Here is a 15,678-nt window from a genome sequence, read left to right as displayed (position 1 = left end):
ACGCTGGCCGACAGCGACAGCTAGTTACGCCAGGCCGCGCAGCCCTCGAGTATGGACGCAGCGCTGATCATCCTCGACGGCTGGGGGCTCGGCGACGACACCGGACGCGACGCAGTGAAAGCGGCGGAGACGCCGGCGTTCGACCGCCTCTCGACGGCGGGCGCCAGCGGCCGCCTCGAGGTCGCCGGCCGACGGGTCGGCCTGCCGGACGGCCAGATGGGCAACAGCGAGGTCGGCCACCTCAATATCGGCGCCGGGCGGGTCGTCTACCAGGAGTACACTCGAGTGTCGGACTCGATCGCCGACGGCTCCTTTCGCGAGAACGCCGCCATCGACGAGGCGTTCGAGCAGGCTCGCGAGAACGACGGCAAGGTCCACTTCGTCGGCCTCGTCAGCGACGGTGGAGTTCACGCCGATCAGGAACACCTCCACGCGCTGATCGAGCTGGCCGGCGACCGCGACGTCGAGGCCGTCACCCACGCGATCACCGACGGCCGCGACACGTCGCCGACCGGCGGTCGGGAGTACCTGGCCGAGCTCGAAGACGTCGTCGACGAGCACGGAACCGGCGACGTCGCGACGGTTTCGGGCCGGTACTACGCGATGGACCGCGACCAGAACTGGGAGCGAACCAAGCAGGCCTACGACGCGATCGTCGAGCGGGAGGCCAAATACGAGGCCGAATCGGCCGTCGAGGCGGTCGAGGACTCCTACGACCGCGGTGAGACTGACGAGTTCGTCGACCCGACGCTCGTCGACGGCGGCCCCGCGCTCGAGGACGGCGACTCGGTCGTCTGGTTCAACTTCCGGTCCGACCGCGCCCGCCAGCTCACGCGAATGCTCGCGGACATCCGACCCGAGGACTGGACCGACGAGATCGAGACCCACCCGCCGGACGTCGAGGTCGTCATGCTGACCCAGTACGACAAGACGTTCGACCTTCCCGTCGCCTACCCGCCGAATCAACCCGAGAACGTGCTCGGAGAAGTGCTGGCCGACCACGGGAAGACCCAGCTCCGGATCGCCGAGTCCGAGAAGTACGCCCACGTTACCTACTTCCTGAACGGGGGGCGGGAGGTCGAGTTCGACGGCGAAGTTCGAAAGATCGTCGAGAGCCCGGACGTGCCGACCTACGACCGCCAGCCCGAGATGAGCGCGCCCGAGGTAACGGATACGGCGATCGACACCGTCGAATCCGAGGATCCGGACGTACTCGTGCTCAACTACGCCAACCCCGACATGGTCGGCCACACGGGCGACTACGAGGCCGCCATCGAGGCCGTCGAGGCCGCCGACACCCAACTGGGGCGGCTCGTCGACGCCCTCGAGGCGGCCGGCTCGCACGTCCTCATCACGGCCGATCACGGCAACGCCGACGACATGGGCACCGAGGAGGAACCCCACACCGCCCACACGTACAACGAGGTGCCGTTCGTCTACCTCGCCCCCGACGGCACCGGCGGCGGACGGGCGGTTCGGCCGGGCGGCACCCTCGCCGACATCGCGCCGACGATCCTCGAGCTGATCGGGCTCGATCGGCCCCCGGAGATGACCGGCGAGCCGCTGCTCGAGTAGCTCGCGGACACACACTCGTCCTCCCCCTCGAGCCGTTCACGTCCGTCGGTTTGCCGAACATAATCGACTGGTGATTTTATTAGCTACGGGACGGAGATCACTGGCATGAGCGACGATCAGGACGATCGACGATTCGCGACGAACAGCGTCCACGCCGGCCACGATCCCGACCCGACGACGGGCGCGCGGGCGCCGCCGATCTACCAGACGACTTCCTACGAGTTCGAGGACACCGACCACGCCGCGGCGCTGTTCGGCTTGGAGGAGTTCGGCAACATCTACTCGCGGATCATGAACCCGACGAACGCGATGTTAGAGGAGCGCATCGCCACCCTCGAGGGCGGCGTCGGGGCGCTCGCGACGTCGTCGGGGATGGCCGCGTTCGACCTGGCGACGTTCATCCTCGCGGACGTCGGCGACAACATCGTCTCCTCGTCGTCGCTGTACGGCGGCACCTACACCTACCTCACCCACACCGTCGCGAAACGCGGCATCGAGACGAAATTCGTCGACACGCTCGACTACGAGGCCTACGCCGAGGCGATCGACGACGACACCGCGTTCGTCCACCTCGAGACGATCGGCAACCCCGCGCTGGTCACCCCGGACATCGAGCGCATCGCGGATATCGCCCACGACCACGACGTGCCGCTGTTCGTCGACAACACGTTCGCGACGCCGTATCTCTGCCGGCCGATCGAACACGGCGCGGACCTGGTCTGGAACTCGACGACCAAGTGGATCCACGGCGCGGGCTCGACGGTCGGCGGCGTCCTCGTCGACGGCGGTTCGTTCCCGTGGCCGGAGGGCGACTACCCCGAGATCACCGAACCGAATCCGGCCTACCACGGCGTCAACTTCTACGAGACGTTCGGCGAGCAGGCGTTCTCGATCGTCGCCCGAACCCGCGGCCTGCGGGACCTGGGCAACCAGCAGTCGCCGTTCGACGCCTGGGTCACCCTCCAGAAACTCGAGTCCCTCCCGCTGCGAATGGAGAAACACTGCGAGAACGCGATGGCCGTCGCGGAGTACCTCGAGGACCACTCCGCCGTCGACTGGGTCACCTATCCCGGCCTCGAGAGCCACGAAACCCACGACAACGCCAGCGAGTACCTCGAGGGCGGCTACGGCGGGATGATCACGTTCGGCCTCGAGGGCGGGTACGACGCCGCCGAAACCGTCTGCAACGAGGTCGACCTGACGAGCCTGCTGGCGAACGTCGGCGACGCGAAGACGCTGATCATCCACCCCGCGAGCACGACCCACCAGCAGCTCACCGAGGAGGAGAAACTCGCCAGCGGAACCACCGACGACCTCGTCCGGCTCTCGGTCGGCATCGAGGACCCCGAGGACGTGATCGCCGACCTCGACCGGGCGATCGAGTCGATCTGAGACGGTTTCCTGTCAGTCATTACCGGCGCAACCGCGACCCGTGCGGCGGTTGCGCCGAGAAATCGGTACAGCAATCCGTATGAGGCGTCGCTCGAGCGCCCGAGAGGGACGATCGGAACGACGCAATACTTATTTTGCCTCCTGAACAACCGTTCGGTCAGTACGGAACCGACCGCCTGCGGAGTCGGTCGGGATGCTGGGCACCGACATCGACCGATCTACGGAAATATACGCAAGTGACTGTATCACTGGAACGAACTGCCGGCGGGGGCGACCGCTCCCCCGAGAGCCGCTCGCCGACGAACCGGCAGCGAGGATGGCCATGAGACGAACGATCGCGCGGCGACGAACGGCGATCGAGGACCGCCTCGAGACGACCCTGCCCGAATCCGGCGCGTTCGACCGCTCCCCCGAGGAGTTGCTCGAGTTCGGCCGACCGTGGCTCCGGGCCCAGGTGTTTCTGGCGGCGGCCGACGGATTCGGCGGCGAGCGCCCGCTCGAGGCGCTGGTACCGATCGCCGCCTCGCTGGAACTCGCCTCGCTGCAGACCCGTCTCCACCGCAGCGCCGTCGAGGATGCCCGACGGACCGGCCTCGAGCCGACCGGCGACGTGCTGCTCGGGGATCTCCTCGAGTCGACGGCGTTCGAGTTGATGGCTGGAGTCGACGCCGACCCGCCGCTCGTCGAGCGCTGTCTCGCGGCGCTGGCCGAGGCGACCCGAGCCGTCCAGGAGGGTCAGGCGTCGCTCGCGTCCGCCCCTCGATCGACGGCCCTCGAGGCCGACGACGTTCGACGGATCGGCGCGCTGACGGGCTGTGCGGTCGAACTCGCGGCGCTTCTCGCCGACGTCGAACCGCGGCGGGAGCTGGGGCGGTACGGGAGCGAACTCGGGTACTGCATCCGCTCTCGCCGGTCCGAAAATCGACTCCCGACCGACCGCAGGTTCTGTCCGGCGGATCGATCGCGGTGGCTCGAGCCGATCGTCGAGCGCTGTCCGCCGGACTCGAGGGCGACGGTTCGGGCACAGCTGTCGGCGGTGCTCGAGGCCGGCCTCGACCGGGAGTCGGCCGATCCGATCACGTAGGTTCCCTGTCGAGCCGTCGAACCTGATCCGGTCGTCTCACTCGTCCTCGAGCAGCCAGCGGTCGATGCGGTCGTGTACGGCCTCCCGGTTTCGCTCGATGATCGCCCGGTCCTCCAGGGTGACGCCTCGCTCCATGATGCCGTAGATCGTCGAAAAGAGGAGTTCGGCCTCCCGTTCGGAGTCGAAGTCGGCGAACCGACCCTCGTCGACGCCGCGTCGGATCGTCTCGGTCAGCGCCTCGAGGATGATCTCGTCGGAGCGCTCGATCTGCTCGTGGTAGGACTGGTTGTGGGGGGCCTGCGACCGGATCTCGAAGAACGCCCGCCGAAATCGGAGCGACTCGTCGTCCATCTCCGCGGGCAGCAGGCGATCGATCAGGGCCAGCAGCTGTTCGTGCGGGTCGTCGTAGGGGTCCTCGACGAGCGTCGCCTCGAGGCGTTCACAGAGGTGAGCGAAGAAGTCGTTCAGGATCTCCTCCTTGCTCTCGTAGTGGTAGTACAGCAGGGACTTGCTCTTGTCGAACTCCGCGGCGATCTCCGACATCGTCGTCGCGGGGTAGCCGTTGCGCGACAGCGCCCGGTACACCGCCTCCATGATCGCCGCGGTCGTCTCGTCGAGATCGTCGCCGAGCGTCCCCGACCGTTCCGCACCGGAGGTGCCTCCCATAGCCAAACGGTCGTCGATATCCCATAAATAGTTCCGGATCCGCTCGGTCGCGGTCCCGCTCCCGCCCGGGTACGCGGTGTCGCGTCGCTCCTGACTCTCACCGAAACGACGGCAATCGTTAACAGTGGTGTAGCGTGAAACGCAGTCTATGTCGAACGCCGCCGCGGTGCTCGACCGGCTTCGACCGGCCTCGTCGCTCACCGTCGTCTGTCACGACGATCCGGACCCGGACTCACTGGCGTCGGCGATCGCCCTCGAGTCGCTCGCTCGAGCCCAGGGTGTCGAAACCGTCGACATCCTCTACGGCGGGACGATCGTCCACCAGCAAAACCGCGCGTTCGTCGAACTGTTCGACGTTACGCCACAGCGCTACAGCGACACGAAGCTCGAGGCGAACGAGCTCGTCGCGTTCGTCGATCACTCCGTTCCCGGCGACCACAACCCGGTCCCGCCGGGAACGACGATCGACGTCGTGATCGATCACCATCCCTCTGAGGGATCGATCCCGGCCGACGTCGTCGACGTCCGGGAATCCTACGGGGCGACGGCGACGATCCTCGCCGAGTACTTCCGGGAGTCGTCGGTCGAGGTCACCTCGCGGATCGCCTCGGCGCTGCTGTTCGGGATCCACCGGGAACGGCTCGACTTCTACCGTCAGCCGACCGACCGGGAGTACGCGGTCGCCGGCTACCTCCACGAGCGAGCGGATCCCCGCCGGCTCCGCGAGCTGTACGGCGTCTCGTTTCTCCCGGACAGCGTCGACGCGTTCGGCGACGTGATCCACAACCGGATCCGGCGGGGGTCGTCTCTGGCCTCCTGTATCGGCCGCCTGGAGAACCGGGTCGCCCTGGCGCAGGGAGCCGACTTCCTCCTGAACATCGACGGCGTCGACACCGTCCTCGTCTGTGGACTCGTTCGCGACGAGATCCACCTGAGCGGACGGACGAACAGGTCGGATCTCGACCTCGGCGAGTCGTTCATTCGACTGTTCGGCGACCGGGGGAACGTCGGCGGCCACGACGACATGGCCGGGGGACAGCTCCCGCTCGCCGACGTCGCGGGAACCGCCGAGGAGGAGGCCGTCCTCGTCGACCGAGTCCGGGACCGGATCGGCCGCGAGTTCCTCGAGGCGGTCTCGGACGACGCGACCGGATCCAGCGCGTAGGGGCGCCCACCGGCGACGAGTTCCGGCTCGTAGCCACGGGCTACGGCGTCGGCGTCGCTCGAAACGACCGCTTACAGCCCCCTCGAGTACTGTACCGATCGAGTCTCGGATCGCCGTCGCCGGCCCCCGGGGTTAAGGTATCGGGGATCCACTGCTCGGGTATGGCAACGGGGCTCCTCAACGCGGAGATCGCGGACCAGATCGAAACCACCTGCAGGACGGCGATCGGCGACAGCCTCCGCTCGGTCACGTACTTCACGCGGGACGACTACGAGCAGCTGTACCTCCGCGAGGATCTCGAGCGCGACGCCGACCTCTCGACGTTTATCGGTCACGAGTGGCGCGGGTTCAAGACCGCACAGACGGCCTACCAGCAGTCCGAACTCGGCGACTACAACTACACCATCCGGGTGTTCGACAACGGCTTTCTGATCCGGGTAACCAACGACAGGGAGGGCGTGTTCGTCACGACCGACGGGCTCACGATCAAGGACTTCGAGGAGGTCGCGACCGCGGTCGATGCGGTCCTCAGCGCTCGCGCGATCCAGTAGCGTCGCGTTCGGACTCGTCGGCCCGCGCGGAATCCGCGCGCTCGTCGGAACGGGACCGATCGAGACCGATCGGCAGGCCGGCGCCGTCGCGCTCGTCGAGGCCGAGCAGCCGAGCGAACCGCCGTCGATCCGCGGCGTGTCTATCGAGACTCATGCCGAGCTACGACGGGCGAATCGGGGATAGTAATGCGGACCGTTTTCGCGGAAACGCCGGACTTCGCCGCGAAACGGGTCGCCGAACCCGCGGAAAGCGCAACATCCTTTCGGTCCAGACCCGTTGACGAACGTAGTGACCGAGCTTCCACAGCCCGTCGAGCGCGCACTCGAGGACCACGACGCCTTCGACGCGCTCGAGGACGGCTACGAGCTGACGACGACGGTGTTCGAGACGACGGTCGCCGCGACCGACGCGGAGGGCAAACGGGACGGCCGCTTTCGGGTGACCGTCTCGCTGCCGACCCTCGACGCCGCGGTCGCCGACGAGGCGGTCGCGCCCGTCGTCGAGGACGGCTGGTTCGAAACCCTCGAGCGACGGCTCGGGGACACCTTCACCGTCGCACAGACGAGCACCCACGAGGAGCCGACCGTCGAGCGCGACGGCGGGACGGTACGGGTCGAACTCGAGTACGTCGCCTGGGACGCCGCCGAGGGCGTCGCGGACGCCAAGGCCCTGATCGAGTACGTCGAGGGGACCTACGCCCAGGGGCTGATCCCCGGCTACGAGTACCGCGGACCCGCCGCGACGCTGCTCGAGAGCGCCCAGAGCCGCGGTCGGGAGGCCGCGGAGGGAGACGGTGAGAGCGGCGGCATGCCGATGTAGTCCACCGGGAGCGAATCGATCGCTACGGCCGCGAGAATCCCGTTCTCGAGTTCGCCGAAAACTGGCCCGCAGAGCGGGTGAACTAATCCATCGCGATGTACGTCTTCGTGTCGGTCACGCCCTCGAGTCCCTGAATGTCGGTCGAGACGGCCTTGAGGATGTCGTACACCTCCTCGGTGTCGACCTCGACGATGATGTCGTAGTTGCCCGCGACGATGTGGGCTTCGGCGACCGAGCCGAGTTCCCTGATCGAGCCGAGCAGCCCCTCGGACTTTCCGGCGGCCGTCTTCACCATGATGAAGGCGTGAACCATTCTCGCTGGTGTGGTACATCGTGGCATGACTAAAGCCTTTTGTCGGCTCCCGATCGGGTGGTATGGGTCACCAGGGCAAACTTATTGGCGGGGGCGGGCGTACCCTTCGTTCATGCGGTTCGTGATCATCGGCGCCGGACGAGTCGGCCTGCGCACAGCGCGTGTCTTACGCGAGGAGGGACACGAGGTGACCGTCATCGAACGCGAGGAGTCGAAAGTACGGCGCGCCCGGAACCAGGAGTTCACCGTCGTCGAGGGCGACGGCTCCCGCGAGACGATCCTCGAGGAGGCCGGCCTCGCCGAGGCCGACGCGCTGGGCGCGCTGACCGGCGACATGAACGTCAACTTCACGGCCTGCATGATCGCCAAACACCACGGCTGCCGGACGGTCATGCGCATCGACGAGGCCTACCGCGAGGGGATCTACCGGAAGTACGCCGAGGAGGTCGACGAGATCATCTACCCCGAGCGGCTGGGCGCGATCGGCGCGAAAAACGCCCTGCTGGGTGGGACGATCCGCGCGATCGCCGACATCGCGCCGAACCTCCAGATCGTCGAACTCACGTTCACCGACGAGGCGCCGATCAACGGCTACTCGATCAGCGAACTCCAGCTCCCGGCCGACGCGACCGTCATCGCCTTCGGCAAGCGCGACCGTCCCCTCGAGATCCCCTCCGAAGACGAGTCCCTCGAGACCGGGGACCGGATCGTCGTCCTGGCGGATTACGAGGTGTTGAGCGAGGTCAGACAGCTGATCGTCGGCGAGTCGGCGGCTCGAGCGGCGGCGAACGCGGGTGCAGGAGGTGTCAACTGATGGTTACAGCGTACGTCATGATCAAGGCGAACACGGGCGAGGCGGACCGACTCAGAGAGAGCGTCGAATCGATCGACGGCGTCGAGGCGGCACACATCGTCGCCGGCGACGTCGACATCATCGCGAAGGCGGCCGTCGACACCCCCGCCGCGGTCAAGAAGATCGCGGCGACGGAGATCCAGGGGATCAGCGGGGTCGAGGACACCCAGACGTACATCGCGATGGATTGATCGGGATGGCGAGTCCGGGGATCCCGGTGTTGCACGACGTCGAGCCGAGCGTACTCTACCACGGCGAAGTCAACGAAAGCGGCCGGATCGCGCCCCGGTTCGACGACGGGTTCGGCCTCGACTCCGGAGACGAGGTCCGCTGTCGGACGCGATCGCCGGGATCTGCGAGCGCCTCCGCTGGGACTCGCTGACCGAGTACGGCCGCGACCACTGGGACCGAACGGAGTCGCCGAGAGAGTGAGCCGAGCGCCGACGTTCGTCGCGCTCGAGTCGACTCAGCGATCGAGTTCCCGCAGTTCCTCGCGGTCGGCGAACTCCTCGAGCCACGCCCGCTGCTCGGCGAGCCGGGGCGGCATCTCCTCGTAGACCGGTTCGAACACTTCCCCGGGTTCGGGCGCGGGCGTCGACTCGGCGGTCTCGACGGCCTCCTCGAGTTCGGCCTCGGTTTCGTTCTCGACCTCCTCGACGAACGCGTCGTCGAGGACTCCCTCCTCGCGGAGGTACGTCTCGTAGCGCTCGAGGGGGTCGGCGGTGCGCCACTCCGGTAACTCCTCGCTCCCGTCGCGGTAGCGCGAGGGGTCGTCGCTGGTCGTGTGGGCGCCCTGGCGGTAGGTCAGGCTCTCGAGCAACACGGGATTTTCCTCGCGGGCGCGCTCGAGGGCGGCCTCGGTCAGCTCTCGCACCGCGAGTGGGTCGTTGCCGTCGACGCGAACGCCGTCGAAGCCGTAGGCCTCGGCCTTCCGGGCGATGGTGTCGCTCGCGGTCTGGCGCTCGCGGGGCGTCGAGATCGCCCAGCCGTTGTTCTCACAGAAGAAGACGACGGGCGCGTCGAAGACGCCGGCGAAGTTCAGCCCCTCGTGGAAATCCCCCTCCGAAGTGGCGCCGTCGCCGAGGTAACAGCAGATCGCCTCCTCGGAGTCGCCGTAGTTCGCGGCCATCCCCAGCCCCGCGGCGTGGGGGATCTGGGTCGCGATCGGCACCGCCTGCGGGAAGACGTTCAGGTCGTGATCGGAGGCGTACTCGGGGAACCCCCGACGGAAGAGCAGGATGTCGCTCATCGGCACGCCGTGGGCGAGCTGCATCGCGTTCGATCGGTACGTCGGGACGAGCCAGTCCGCATCGGCCAGGGCGTGTGCGGCCCCGACCTGCGATCCCTCCTGGCCCCTGAACGGCGGGTAGCCGCTCATCCAGCCCCGTCGTTGCAGGGCGAGCGCGCGCTCGTCGAACCGGCGCGCTCGCACCATATCGCGGTAGATCTCGAGAGCTTCCTCGACGGAGACGCGGGCGTCCTCGAGGGCGGTCTCGCCGATGACGCGGTGCATGCTACCAGCCTGGCGAAGATCGGTGAAAGGGATTCCGGTTACTCCTCGCGCTCGAGCGCGCTCGCCAGCACGTTCTCGACGCGCTCGAGGACGACCTCCGGCGGCTGGGTGGCGTCGACCCGGACGAATCGGCCCGGATCCCGCTCGATCAACCGCTCGTAGTTGTCCCGCACTTTCGAGAGGTACTCGGCGCGCTCGAACTTGTTCGTCGTTCCCGCTCGGGCCGCGGCCGTCTCGGGGTCGATATCGAGGTAGATCGTCAGATCGGGCTCGATCGAGAACGCGGTGTGGATCCCGACCACGTACTCGAGCGGGCGGGTGATCCGGCCGTCCGCCTCGAGGGTCGCCCCCTGATACGCGTAGCGGGAGTCGGAGTAGCGATCGGAGATGACGAGGTCGCCGCGCTCGAGGGCGGGTTCGATCACCCGGGAGAGGTGGTCGGCGTGGTCGGCCGTGTACAGGAAGAGTTCGGCCAGCGGGTCGGCGTCGTCGTCGGCGATCGATCGGTAGACGGCCTCGCCGTACCACGACCCCGTCTCGCCGGAGGTGGGCTCGGTCGTAAACGTCGCGCCGGGGTAGACGTCCTGCAGGGCCTCCCAGACCGTCGTCTTCCCGCTCCCGTCCAGTCCCTCGAGCGTCACGAGCATACACCCACGTCGCTCGGGCGGATACAAGACGGCATCGCCATCGTTCCGCCGACCCTTACAATGTCGCCGTCCCCTATTTGTCCGTGGAGGGAGCTAGTGCAGGTATGAACGTTCTCGTCGCCGGCGGCACCGGCTTCATCGGGACGAACCTCTGTACGGAACTGCACGAGCGCGGTCACGACGTCACCGCGCTCTCCCGGAATCCGGACGAGGCCGACCTCCCGCCGGAGATCGATCGAGCGATGGGCGACGCCAGCGCCTACGACTCGATCGTCGAGGTCGTCGACGGCCACGACGCCGTCGTCAACCTCGTCTCGCTGTCGCCGCTGTACGAACCCCCCGAGGGAACCAGCCACCAGGAGGTCCACCTCGGCGGCACGAAGAACCTCGTTCGGGCGTGCGAGGAACGCGGGGTCGACCGGTTCGTTCAGATGAGCGCGCTCGGCGCCGACCCCGACGGGGCGACCGACTACATCCGATCGAAGGGACGGGCCGAGTCGGTCGTCACCGGCTCCGATCTCGAGTGGACGATCGTTCGACCCTCCGTCGTCTTCGGCGAGGGTGGGGAGTTCGTCGACTTCACCAAGCAGCTGACGACCCCCCACGTCACGGGACTGCCCGGGGGCGGGAAGACCCGGTTCCAGCCGATCTGGGTCGGCGATCTGGTGCCGATGCTCGCCGATATCCTCGAGGACGACGCCCACGTCGGCGAGACCTACGAGTTCGCGGGCCCGCAGGTCGCGACGCTGGCCGACGTCACCGAACTGGCCTACGCGGCCGAGGGCAAGTCCGTCACCATCGTCCCGATCCCGATGGAGCTAACGAAACTCGGGCTGACGGCCGCGAAGTCGGTTCCGTTCATCCCCTTCGGCCCGGACCAGGCCCGCTCGCTCGAGATGGACAACACCCTCGCGGACAACGACGTCACCGCCTTCGGCTTCGACGTAGAGGAGCTGACGACGCTCAAGGAGTACCTCGGGCTCGAGGTCGAGGCGCCGACCGCCGACTGACGGTTCCCGGTGGCGGATCGCGGCTATAGTCATCGAATAGATTGAAAGTCTCTTTTGACACAAAGCTTATGCCCGCGATACCACTCGGTCAGACAACGGAGACCTCTGATACGCAATGAAACTGGCGATGATCGGATTCGGACAGGCCGGCGGCAAGATCGTCGATCGCTTCCTCGAGCACGACGATCGAACCGGCAGCGGGATCGTTCGGGCGGCCGTCGCCGTCAACTCCGCGAAGGCGGACCTGATGGGTCTCGAGCGGATTCCAGAGGAGAACCGCGTACTCATCGGACAGGCCGAGGTCAACGGCCACGGCGTGGGCGCCGACAACGAACTCGGCACCGAGATCGCCGAGGCCAACGTCGACGAGATCCAACACGCCATCGACTCGATTCCGACCCACGAGGTCGACGCCTTCCTGATTGTCACCGGGATGGGTGGAGGGACCGGCTCCGGCGGCGCGCCGGTGCTGGCCGACCATCTCAAGCGGATCTACACGATCCCGGTCTACGGGCTCGGCGTGTTGCCGGGCGCCGACGAGGGCGGGATCTACACGCTCAACGCGGCCCGCTCGTTCCAGACGTTCGTCCGCGAGACGGACAACCTGCTCGTCTTCGACAACGACTCCTGGCGACAGACCGGCGAGTCCGTCGAGGGGAGCTACGACCAGATCAACGGCGAGATCGTTCGCCGGTTCGCCATCCTCTTCGGCGCCGGCGAGATCCGCGAGGGCGAGGACGTCGCCGAGAGCGTCGTCGACTCCTCGGAGATCATCAACACCCTCGCGGGCGGCGGCGTCTCCACGATCGGCTTCGCCAGCGAGGACGTCGAACTCGAGTCGGGAGGCTTGCTCTCGCGGTTCACCGGCGGCGACGGCGGTGCCGAACTCGACACGGCCGAGACGACCAACCGCATCACGAGTCTTGTCCGCAAGGCGACCCTCGGTCGGCTCACGCTCCCCTGCGAGGTCGACGGCACCGAGCGCGCGCTGCTGGTGCTGGCCGGCCCGTCGTCGTACCTCAACCGCAAGGGGATCGAGCGGGGTCGGACCTGGCTCGAGGACGAAACCGGCTCGATGGAGGTCCGCGGGGGCGACTACCCGCGGCGGGAGCCCGAGGTCAACGCCGTCGTCCTGCTGTCGGGCGTGACGAACGTCCCCCGCATCAAGCGCCTCCAGGAGGTCGCGATCGAGGCCCAGGATCGGATCGACGACATCGAGGCCGAGCGCGAGCAGAACCTCGAGACCCTCGTCGCCGACGAGGCCGACGAACTCGAGCCCCTCTTCTGAGCTCCGACGCGTTTTTGCCCGCGTGCGAGCAACGGTAGCCGAATGCGGGTCCTCGTTCCGTTCGCCGCCGATGCGCCGAAAACCCGCCTCGAGCCGGTGCTCTCGGCGGACGAGCGGGCGGCGTTCGCGCGGGCGATGCTGCGCGACGTGCTCGCCGCGATCGACGCCGCTGGTGGCGAGCCGACGGTGCTCTCGACGGCGCCGCTCGACCTCGACCCTTCGGTTCCGGCGCCGGTAGTCGTCGACAACCGTCCGCTGACGCCGGCGGTCAACGCCCGGCTGCCGGCGACTCGCGAGGACGACCCCGTCGCCGTCGTGATGGCCGATCTCGCGCTGGCGACGCCCGCGGCGCTCGAGCGCCTCTTTACCGCCGGGGGCGACGTCGCCATCGCCCCCGGTCGCGGCGCGGGGACCAACGCCCTCGTCGTGGACCACCCCGGGTTTCGGGTGGACTACCACGGCAGCTCCTACCTCGATCACCGCGAGATCGCCGGCGAGATCGGGGCCGACCTCGCGGTCGTCGACTCCTTTCGCCTCTCGACCGACATCGACGAGCCGGCCGACCTCGTCGAGGTGCTGGTCCACGGCACCGACCGCGCGCCCGCCGCCCTCCGGGAGCGGGGGTTCGAACTCGAGGCCGACGGCGGTCGGGTCGGGGTCGCACGGGTCGGGAACGCGACCTCGAGCTGAGGGCGGTTGACGTCGGGGGCGGTCCCGCAGTCCAACGAGAAGCCCTTATGGTCCCGGCGACGACAGTTCGAGACAATGATTCCCGGCGCGAGCGAGTACGGCGTCGCCCTCGAGATCGACGACGCGGCCGTCGAGCGGCTGCTCGAGGTCACTCCCGAGGACGTCGCCGCGCCGCCGGAACTCTCGTTCTGTCGGAACGTCTTCGTTCCCCTGACGACGGCCTGCCGGTACACCTGTACCTACTGTACGTACTTCGACCCGCCCGGCGAGGCCTCGCTGCTCACCCTCGAGGAGGTCCGGGAGATCTGCCAGCGCGGGGCCGACGCCGGCTGCACGGAGGCGCTGTTTACCTTCGGCGACGACCCCGACGACCGCTACGCCGAGATCCACGCCCGGCTCGCCGAGTGGGGGTACGACTCGATCCACGACTACCTGCGGGCGGCCTGCGAGGTCGCCCTCGAGGAGGGGCTGCTTCCCCATTCCAATCCGGGCGACCAGACCCTCGAGCAGATGGAGACGGTGGCGGACGTCAACGCCAGCATGGGCGTGATGCTCGAGACGACCGCCGAGGTCGGCGCCCACGCGGGTCCCCGGCAGAAGGAGCCCGGCCAGCGGCTGCGGACGATCGAGAACGCGGGGAAACTCGACGTCGCCTTCACGACGGGTATCCTCGTCGGGATCGGCGAGTACTGGCGCGACCGCGCCGAGAGCCTGCTGGCGATCCGGGAGCTACACGAACGCTACGGCCACGTCCAGGAGGTGATCGTCCAGCCCGTCGCCGAGAACGAGCGATGGTCCGACGGGAGCCCCGACCTGGAGACGATGCGCCGCGTGACGGCGATGGCTCGAGTCGCCCTGCCCGAGGAAATCTCGGTCCAGGTGCCGCCCAATCTCGCGCCGGCCCGCGAGCTGATCGACTGCGGCGTCGACGATCTGGGCGGGGTCTCGCCGATCACCGACGATCACATCAATCCCGACTACGCCTGGCCCGCGCTGCGGGAACTCGAGGAGATCGCAGCGGAGGCCGACGTTCCGCTCGTCGAGCGGCTCCCGGTCTACGAGCGGTTCCTCCCCTCCGATCTTCGGACCGACGAGTTCGTCGGCGTCCCGGCCGAGAGAACCGATCTCGAGGAGAACGACCGGGAGTGGATCTCGCCGCGAATCGAGGGCGAAATTGAGGCCGATAGTGATACTGGCCGGCGATATCGGGCGATTCTCGAAAACGGTAGATACTGAGCGAGAAGCACCGCGTCGAAAACGGAAGTAGCCGCTGGTTTCAGACGGTTTCCTGTACGTCGCTTCCGGCGCAACCGCCGCCCGGGTCGCGGTTGCGCCGGTACATCGGTACAGGAATCCGTATCAGGGATCGAGCAGACCCGCAACCGCACAGAGGAGATTGCCTAACAGGTTCCCCTGACCAGCGACGGCGGTCAGGTCGATATCGATCGTTTCGGTCGTGAGCTGGAGGCCGAGCAGGTCGAGGAATATTGGTTCGATGACCAACTGGAGGATCGGACATTCGCCCGCATCTTCGGGGCTCAGAATCGAGAGAATGTCCTCGAGCAGGCCGAGGATGACCTCGAACGTCTCGTTGATCTGCTCGGTCGGGTTGCTCGAGAGCGTTCCTCGCAGTCGACCGGTCGCGACCAGTTCACCGTCGTCGTTTTGCTCGATATCCTCGAAGATGAGTTCACCGTCGAACGTCGCCTCGTCGCCCGGAGTGAACGCTGCCGGTACGTTTTCTTCGTAGTCTCCGGTATCGAACGTCCCTGTTCGTTCGACGTCGAGCCTGAGACGGCGGAAGTTGTTCCCGCCTTGACCCTGACCCTGACCCTGGCTTTGCGCGGCGGCCGATCCGCTTGCCCCCGCGATGCCGGCACCCGCAAGTCCCGTTGCGGCGAGCGTTTTCAATACTGTGCGTCTGTCGTCGTCGGGAGTCTGTTCGTTGCTCATCAAAGTCACGCGCCGTGACAGCGCGTCCACACTGACCGTCGGTATTTCAATAAACTCTCGGCTTGCTGAAATTTATACTTAGAATTTATACATATTATTGTTGATGGTGGCTGATTGCCTACCGGGAGTCCCGATATTGTCTCTGCTCCCAATGCCGA

General features: G+C 67.3%; 19 protein-coding genes. 13 read left to right on the top strand and 6 right to left on the bottom strand.

Features of this window, described 5'->3' with window-relative positions:
• Window positions 1-51 precede the first annotated feature (51 nt).
• The 3 genes from gpmI to ACNA7R_RS04635 all read left to right on the top strand — a co-directional run bounded on the left by gpmI (window position 52) and on the right by ACNA7R_RS04635 (window position 4,051).
• The gene (gene gpmI / locus ACNA7R_RS04645; protein ID WP_416282387.1) at window positions 52-1,575 is read left to right on the top strand and encodes a 2,3-bisphosphoglycerate-independent phosphoglycerate mutase; all 1,524 of its coding nucleotides are present in this window, start codon (window positions 52-54) and stop codon (window positions 1,573-1,575) included.
• Window positions 1,576-1,680: 105 nt separating this feature from the next.
• Window positions 1,681-2,967, top strand: coding sequence for an O-acetylhomoserine aminocarboxypropyltransferase/cysteine synthase family protein (locus ACNA7R_RS04640; protein ID WP_416282386.1), 1,287 nt, complete (start codon window positions 1,681-1,683; stop codon window positions 2,965-2,967).
• A 322-nt stretch (window positions 2,968-3,289) separates the two neighbouring features.
• A complete protein-coding gene (locus ACNA7R_RS04635; RefSeq protein WP_416282385.1) occupies window positions 3,290-4,051 on the top strand; it encodes a dimethylallyltranstransferase / geranyltranstransferase in 762 nt (253 codons plus the stop codon).
• A gap of 36 nt (window positions 4,052-4,087) precedes the next feature.
• Here the strand turns inward: ACNA7R_RS04635 and ACNA7R_RS04630 are convergent, their stop codons facing one another.
• A complete protein-coding gene (locus ACNA7R_RS04630) occupies window positions 4,088-4,717 on the bottom strand; it encodes a TetR/AcrR family transcriptional regulator (RefSeq protein ID WP_416282384.1) in 630 nt (209 codons plus the stop codon).
• A gap of 148 nt (window positions 4,718-4,865) precedes the next feature.
• Between ACNA7R_RS04630 and ACNA7R_RS04625 the strand changes: the two genes are divergently transcribed.
• Window positions 4,866-5,882 carry a DHH family phosphoesterase gene (locus ACNA7R_RS04625; protein WP_416282383.1) on the top strand — a complete coding sequence of 339 codons (1,017 nt, stop codon included), beginning with the start codon at window positions 4,866-4,868 and terminating at the stop codon, window positions 5,880-5,882.
• Window positions 5,883-6,043: 161 nt separating this feature from the next.
• On the top strand, window positions 6,044-6,433 hold the full coding sequence (locus tag ACNA7R_RS04620; RefSeq protein WP_416282382.1) for a hypothetical protein: 390 nt from the start codon (window positions 6,044-6,046) through the stop codon (window positions 6,431-6,433).
• Here the strand turns inward: ACNA7R_RS04620 and ACNA7R_RS04615 are convergent.
• Window positions 6,411-6,587 (bottom strand): hypothetical protein, encoded by a 177-nt coding sequence (locus tag ACNA7R_RS04615; protein WP_416282381.1) that lies wholly within the window; start codon window positions 6,585-6,587, stop codon window positions 6,411-6,413. The genes ACNA7R_RS04620 and ACNA7R_RS04615 overlap by 23 nt on opposite strands.
• Window positions 6,588-6,722: 135 nt before the next feature.
• Here ACNA7R_RS04615 and ACNA7R_RS04610 point away from each other — a divergent pair, with 135 nt between their 5' ends.
• Window positions 6,723-7,253, top strand: coding sequence for a DUF5813 family protein (locus ACNA7R_RS04610; protein WP_416282380.1), 531 nt, complete (start codon window positions 6,723-6,725; stop codon window positions 7,251-7,253).
• A gap of 82 nt (window positions 7,254-7,335) precedes the next feature.
• Here the strand turns inward: ACNA7R_RS04610 and ACNA7R_RS04605 are convergent, their stop codons facing one another.
• Complete coding sequence (locus ACNA7R_RS04605; RefSeq protein WP_416282379.1) at window positions 7,336-7,566, bottom strand: Lrp/AsnC ligand binding domain-containing protein; 231 nt, start codon at window positions 7,564-7,566, stop codon at window positions 7,336-7,338.
• Between the two features lie 112 nt (window positions 7,567-7,678).
• Between ACNA7R_RS04605 and ACNA7R_RS04600 the strand changes: the two genes are divergently transcribed.
• Genes ACNA7R_RS04600 through ACNA7R_RS04590 form a run of 3 tightly spaced genes read left to right on the top strand, consistent with a single transcriptional unit; the run spans window position 7,679 to window position 8,801 of the window.
• Window positions 7,679-8,380, top strand: coding sequence for a potassium channel family protein (locus ACNA7R_RS04600; RefSeq protein WP_416282378.1), 702 nt, complete (start codon window positions 7,679-7,681; stop codon window positions 8,378-8,380).
• Complete coding sequence (locus ACNA7R_RS04595; protein ID WP_416282377.1) at window positions 8,380-8,610, top strand: Lrp/AsnC family transcriptional regulator; 231 nt, start codon at window positions 8,380-8,382, stop codon at window positions 8,608-8,610. Before ACNA7R_RS04600 ends, ACNA7R_RS04595 begins: the two co-directional genes overlap by 1 nt.
• Before the next feature lie 5 nt (window positions 8,611-8,615).
• Window positions 8,616-8,801 (top strand): hypothetical protein, encoded by a 186-nt coding sequence (locus tag ACNA7R_RS04590; protein WP_416282376.1) that lies wholly within the window; start codon window positions 8,616-8,618, stop codon window positions 8,799-8,801.
• A gap of 84 nt (window positions 8,802-8,885) precedes the next feature.
• Here ACNA7R_RS04590 and pdhA read toward each other — a convergent pair whose 3' ends face one another.
• A complete protein-coding gene (gene pdhA / locus ACNA7R_RS04585; protein ID WP_416282375.1) occupies window positions 8,886-9,932 on the bottom strand; it encodes a pyruvate dehydrogenase (acetyl-transferring) E1 component subunit alpha in 1,047 nt (348 codons plus the stop codon).
• Window positions 9,933-9,970: 38 nt separating this feature from the next.
• Window positions 9,971-10,579 carry a dTMP kinase gene (tmk, locus tag ACNA7R_RS04580; RefSeq protein ID WP_416282374.1) on the bottom strand — a complete coding sequence of 203 codons (609 nt, stop codon included), beginning with the start codon at window positions 10,577-10,579 and terminating at the stop codon, window positions 9,971-9,973.
• A gap of 104 nt (window positions 10,580-10,683) precedes the next feature.
• On the opposite strand from tmk, the gene ACNA7R_RS04575 reads away from it, so the two are divergent.
• The 4 genes from ACNA7R_RS04575 (at window position 10,684) to cofG (ending at window position 14,803) form a co-directional block, all read left to right on the top strand.
• Complete coding sequence (locus ACNA7R_RS04575) at window positions 10,684-11,589, top strand: complex I NDUFA9 subunit family protein (protein ID WP_416282372.1); 906 nt, start codon at window positions 10,684-10,686, stop codon at window positions 11,587-11,589.
• Window positions 11,590-11,704: 115 nt separating this feature from the next.
• Window positions 11,705-12,877 (top strand): tubulin/FtsZ family protein, encoded by a 1,173-nt coding sequence (locus ACNA7R_RS04570; RefSeq protein WP_416282371.1) that lies wholly within the window; start codon window positions 11,705-11,707, stop codon window positions 12,875-12,877.
• Window positions 12,878-12,919: 42 nt separating this feature from the next.
• Window positions 12,920-13,567 carry a 2-phospho-L-lactate guanylyltransferase gene (gene cofC / locus ACNA7R_RS04565; protein ID WP_416282370.1) on the top strand — a complete coding sequence of 216 codons (648 nt, stop codon included), beginning with the start codon at window positions 12,920-12,922 and terminating at the stop codon, window positions 13,565-13,567.
• A 75-nt stretch (window positions 13,568-13,642) separates the two neighbouring features.
• Entirely contained in the window at window positions 13,643-14,803 is a 1,161-nt protein-coding gene (gene cofG / locus ACNA7R_RS04560) for a 7,8-didemethyl-8-hydroxy-5-deazariboflavin synthase subunit CofG (RefSeq protein ID WP_416282369.1), read from the top strand.
• Window positions 14,804-14,926: 123 nt separating this feature from the next.
• Here the strand turns inward: cofG and ACNA7R_RS04555 are convergent, their stop codons facing one another.
• Window positions 14,927-15,520 carry a hypothetical protein gene (locus ACNA7R_RS04555; protein ID WP_416282368.1) on the bottom strand — a complete coding sequence of 198 codons (594 nt, stop codon included), beginning with the start codon at window positions 15,518-15,520 and terminating at the stop codon, window positions 14,927-14,929.
• Window positions 15,521-15,678: the final 158 nt, after the last annotated feature.

It is taken from the genome of Natronococcus sp. (assembly GCF_047921035.1).
In the GTDB taxonomy this organism is placed as follows: domain Archaea; phylum Halobacteriota; class Halobacteria; order Halobacteriales; family Natrialbaceae; genus Natronococcus.
This window is presented reverse-complemented; position numbering and strand designations above follow the sequence as displayed.

Excerpts from the sequence above, each read along its gene's own strand:
- ACNA7R_RS04590 (WP_416282376.1), top strand. The coding sequence starts at position 8,616 with ATGGCGAGTCCGGGGATCCCGGTGTTGCACGACGTCGAGCCGAGCGTA.
- ACNA7R_RS04570 (WP_416282371.1), top strand. The coding sequence starts at position 11,705 with ATGAAACTGGCGATGATCGGATTCGGACAGGCCGGCGGCAAGATCGTC.
- ACNA7R_RS04575 (WP_416282372.1), top strand. The coding sequence starts at position 10,684 with ATGAACGTTCTCGTCGCCGGCGGCACCGGCTTCATCGGGACGAACCTC.
- tmk (WP_416282374.1), bottom strand. The coding sequence starts at position 10,579 with ATGCTCGTGACGCTCGAGGGACTGGACGGGAGCGGGAAGACGACGGTC.
- ACNA7R_RS04555 (WP_416282368.1), bottom strand. The coding sequence starts at position 15,520 with ATGAGCAACGAACAGACTCCCGACGACGACAGACGCACAGTATTGAAA.
- pdhA (WP_416282375.1), bottom strand. The coding sequence starts at position 9,932 with ATGCACCGCGTCATCGGCGAGACCGCCCTCGAGGACGCCCGCGTCTCC.
- ACNA7R_RS04615 (WP_416282381.1), bottom strand. The coding sequence starts at position 6,587 with ATGAGTCTCGATAGACACGCCGCGGATCGACGGCGGTTCGCTCGGCTG.
- ACNA7R_RS04600 (WP_416282378.1), top strand. The coding sequence starts at position 7,679 with ATGCGGTTCGTGATCATCGGCGCCGGACGAGTCGGCCTGCGCACAGCG.
- ACNA7R_RS04605 (WP_416282379.1), bottom strand. The coding sequence starts at position 7,566 with ATGGTTCACGCCTTCATCATGGTGAAGACGGCCGCCGGAAAGTCCGAG.
- ACNA7R_RS04595 (WP_416282377.1), top strand. The coding sequence starts at position 8,380 with ATGGTTACAGCGTACGTCATGATCAAGGCGAACACGGGCGAGGCGGAC.
- ACNA7R_RS04640 (WP_416282386.1), top strand. The coding sequence starts at position 1,681 with ATGAGCGACGATCAGGACGATCGACGATTCGCGACGAACAGCGTCCAC.
- ACNA7R_RS04635 (WP_416282385.1), top strand. The coding sequence starts at position 3,290 with ATGAGACGAACGATCGCGCGGCGACGAACGGCGATCGAGGACCGCCTC.
- cofC (WP_416282370.1), top strand. The coding sequence starts at position 12,920 with ATGCGGGTCCTCGTTCCGTTCGCCGCCGATGCGCCGAAAACCCGCCTC.
- ACNA7R_RS04620 (WP_416282382.1), top strand. The coding sequence starts at position 6,044 with ATGGCAACGGGGCTCCTCAACGCGGAGATCGCGGACCAGATCGAAACC.
- cofG (WP_416282369.1), top strand. The coding sequence starts at position 13,643 with ATGATTCCCGGCGCGAGCGAGTACGGCGTCGCCCTCGAGATCGACGAC.
- ACNA7R_RS04630 (WP_416282384.1), bottom strand. The coding sequence starts at position 4,717 with ATGGGAGGCACCTCCGGTGCGGAACGGTCGGGGACGCTCGGCGACGAT.
- ACNA7R_RS04625 (WP_416282383.1), top strand. The coding sequence starts at position 4,866 with ATGTCGAACGCCGCCGCGGTGCTCGACCGGCTTCGACCGGCCTCGTCG.
- gpmI (WP_416282387.1), top strand. The coding sequence starts at position 52 with ATGGACGCAGCGCTGATCATCCTCGACGGCTGGGGGCTCGGCGACGAC.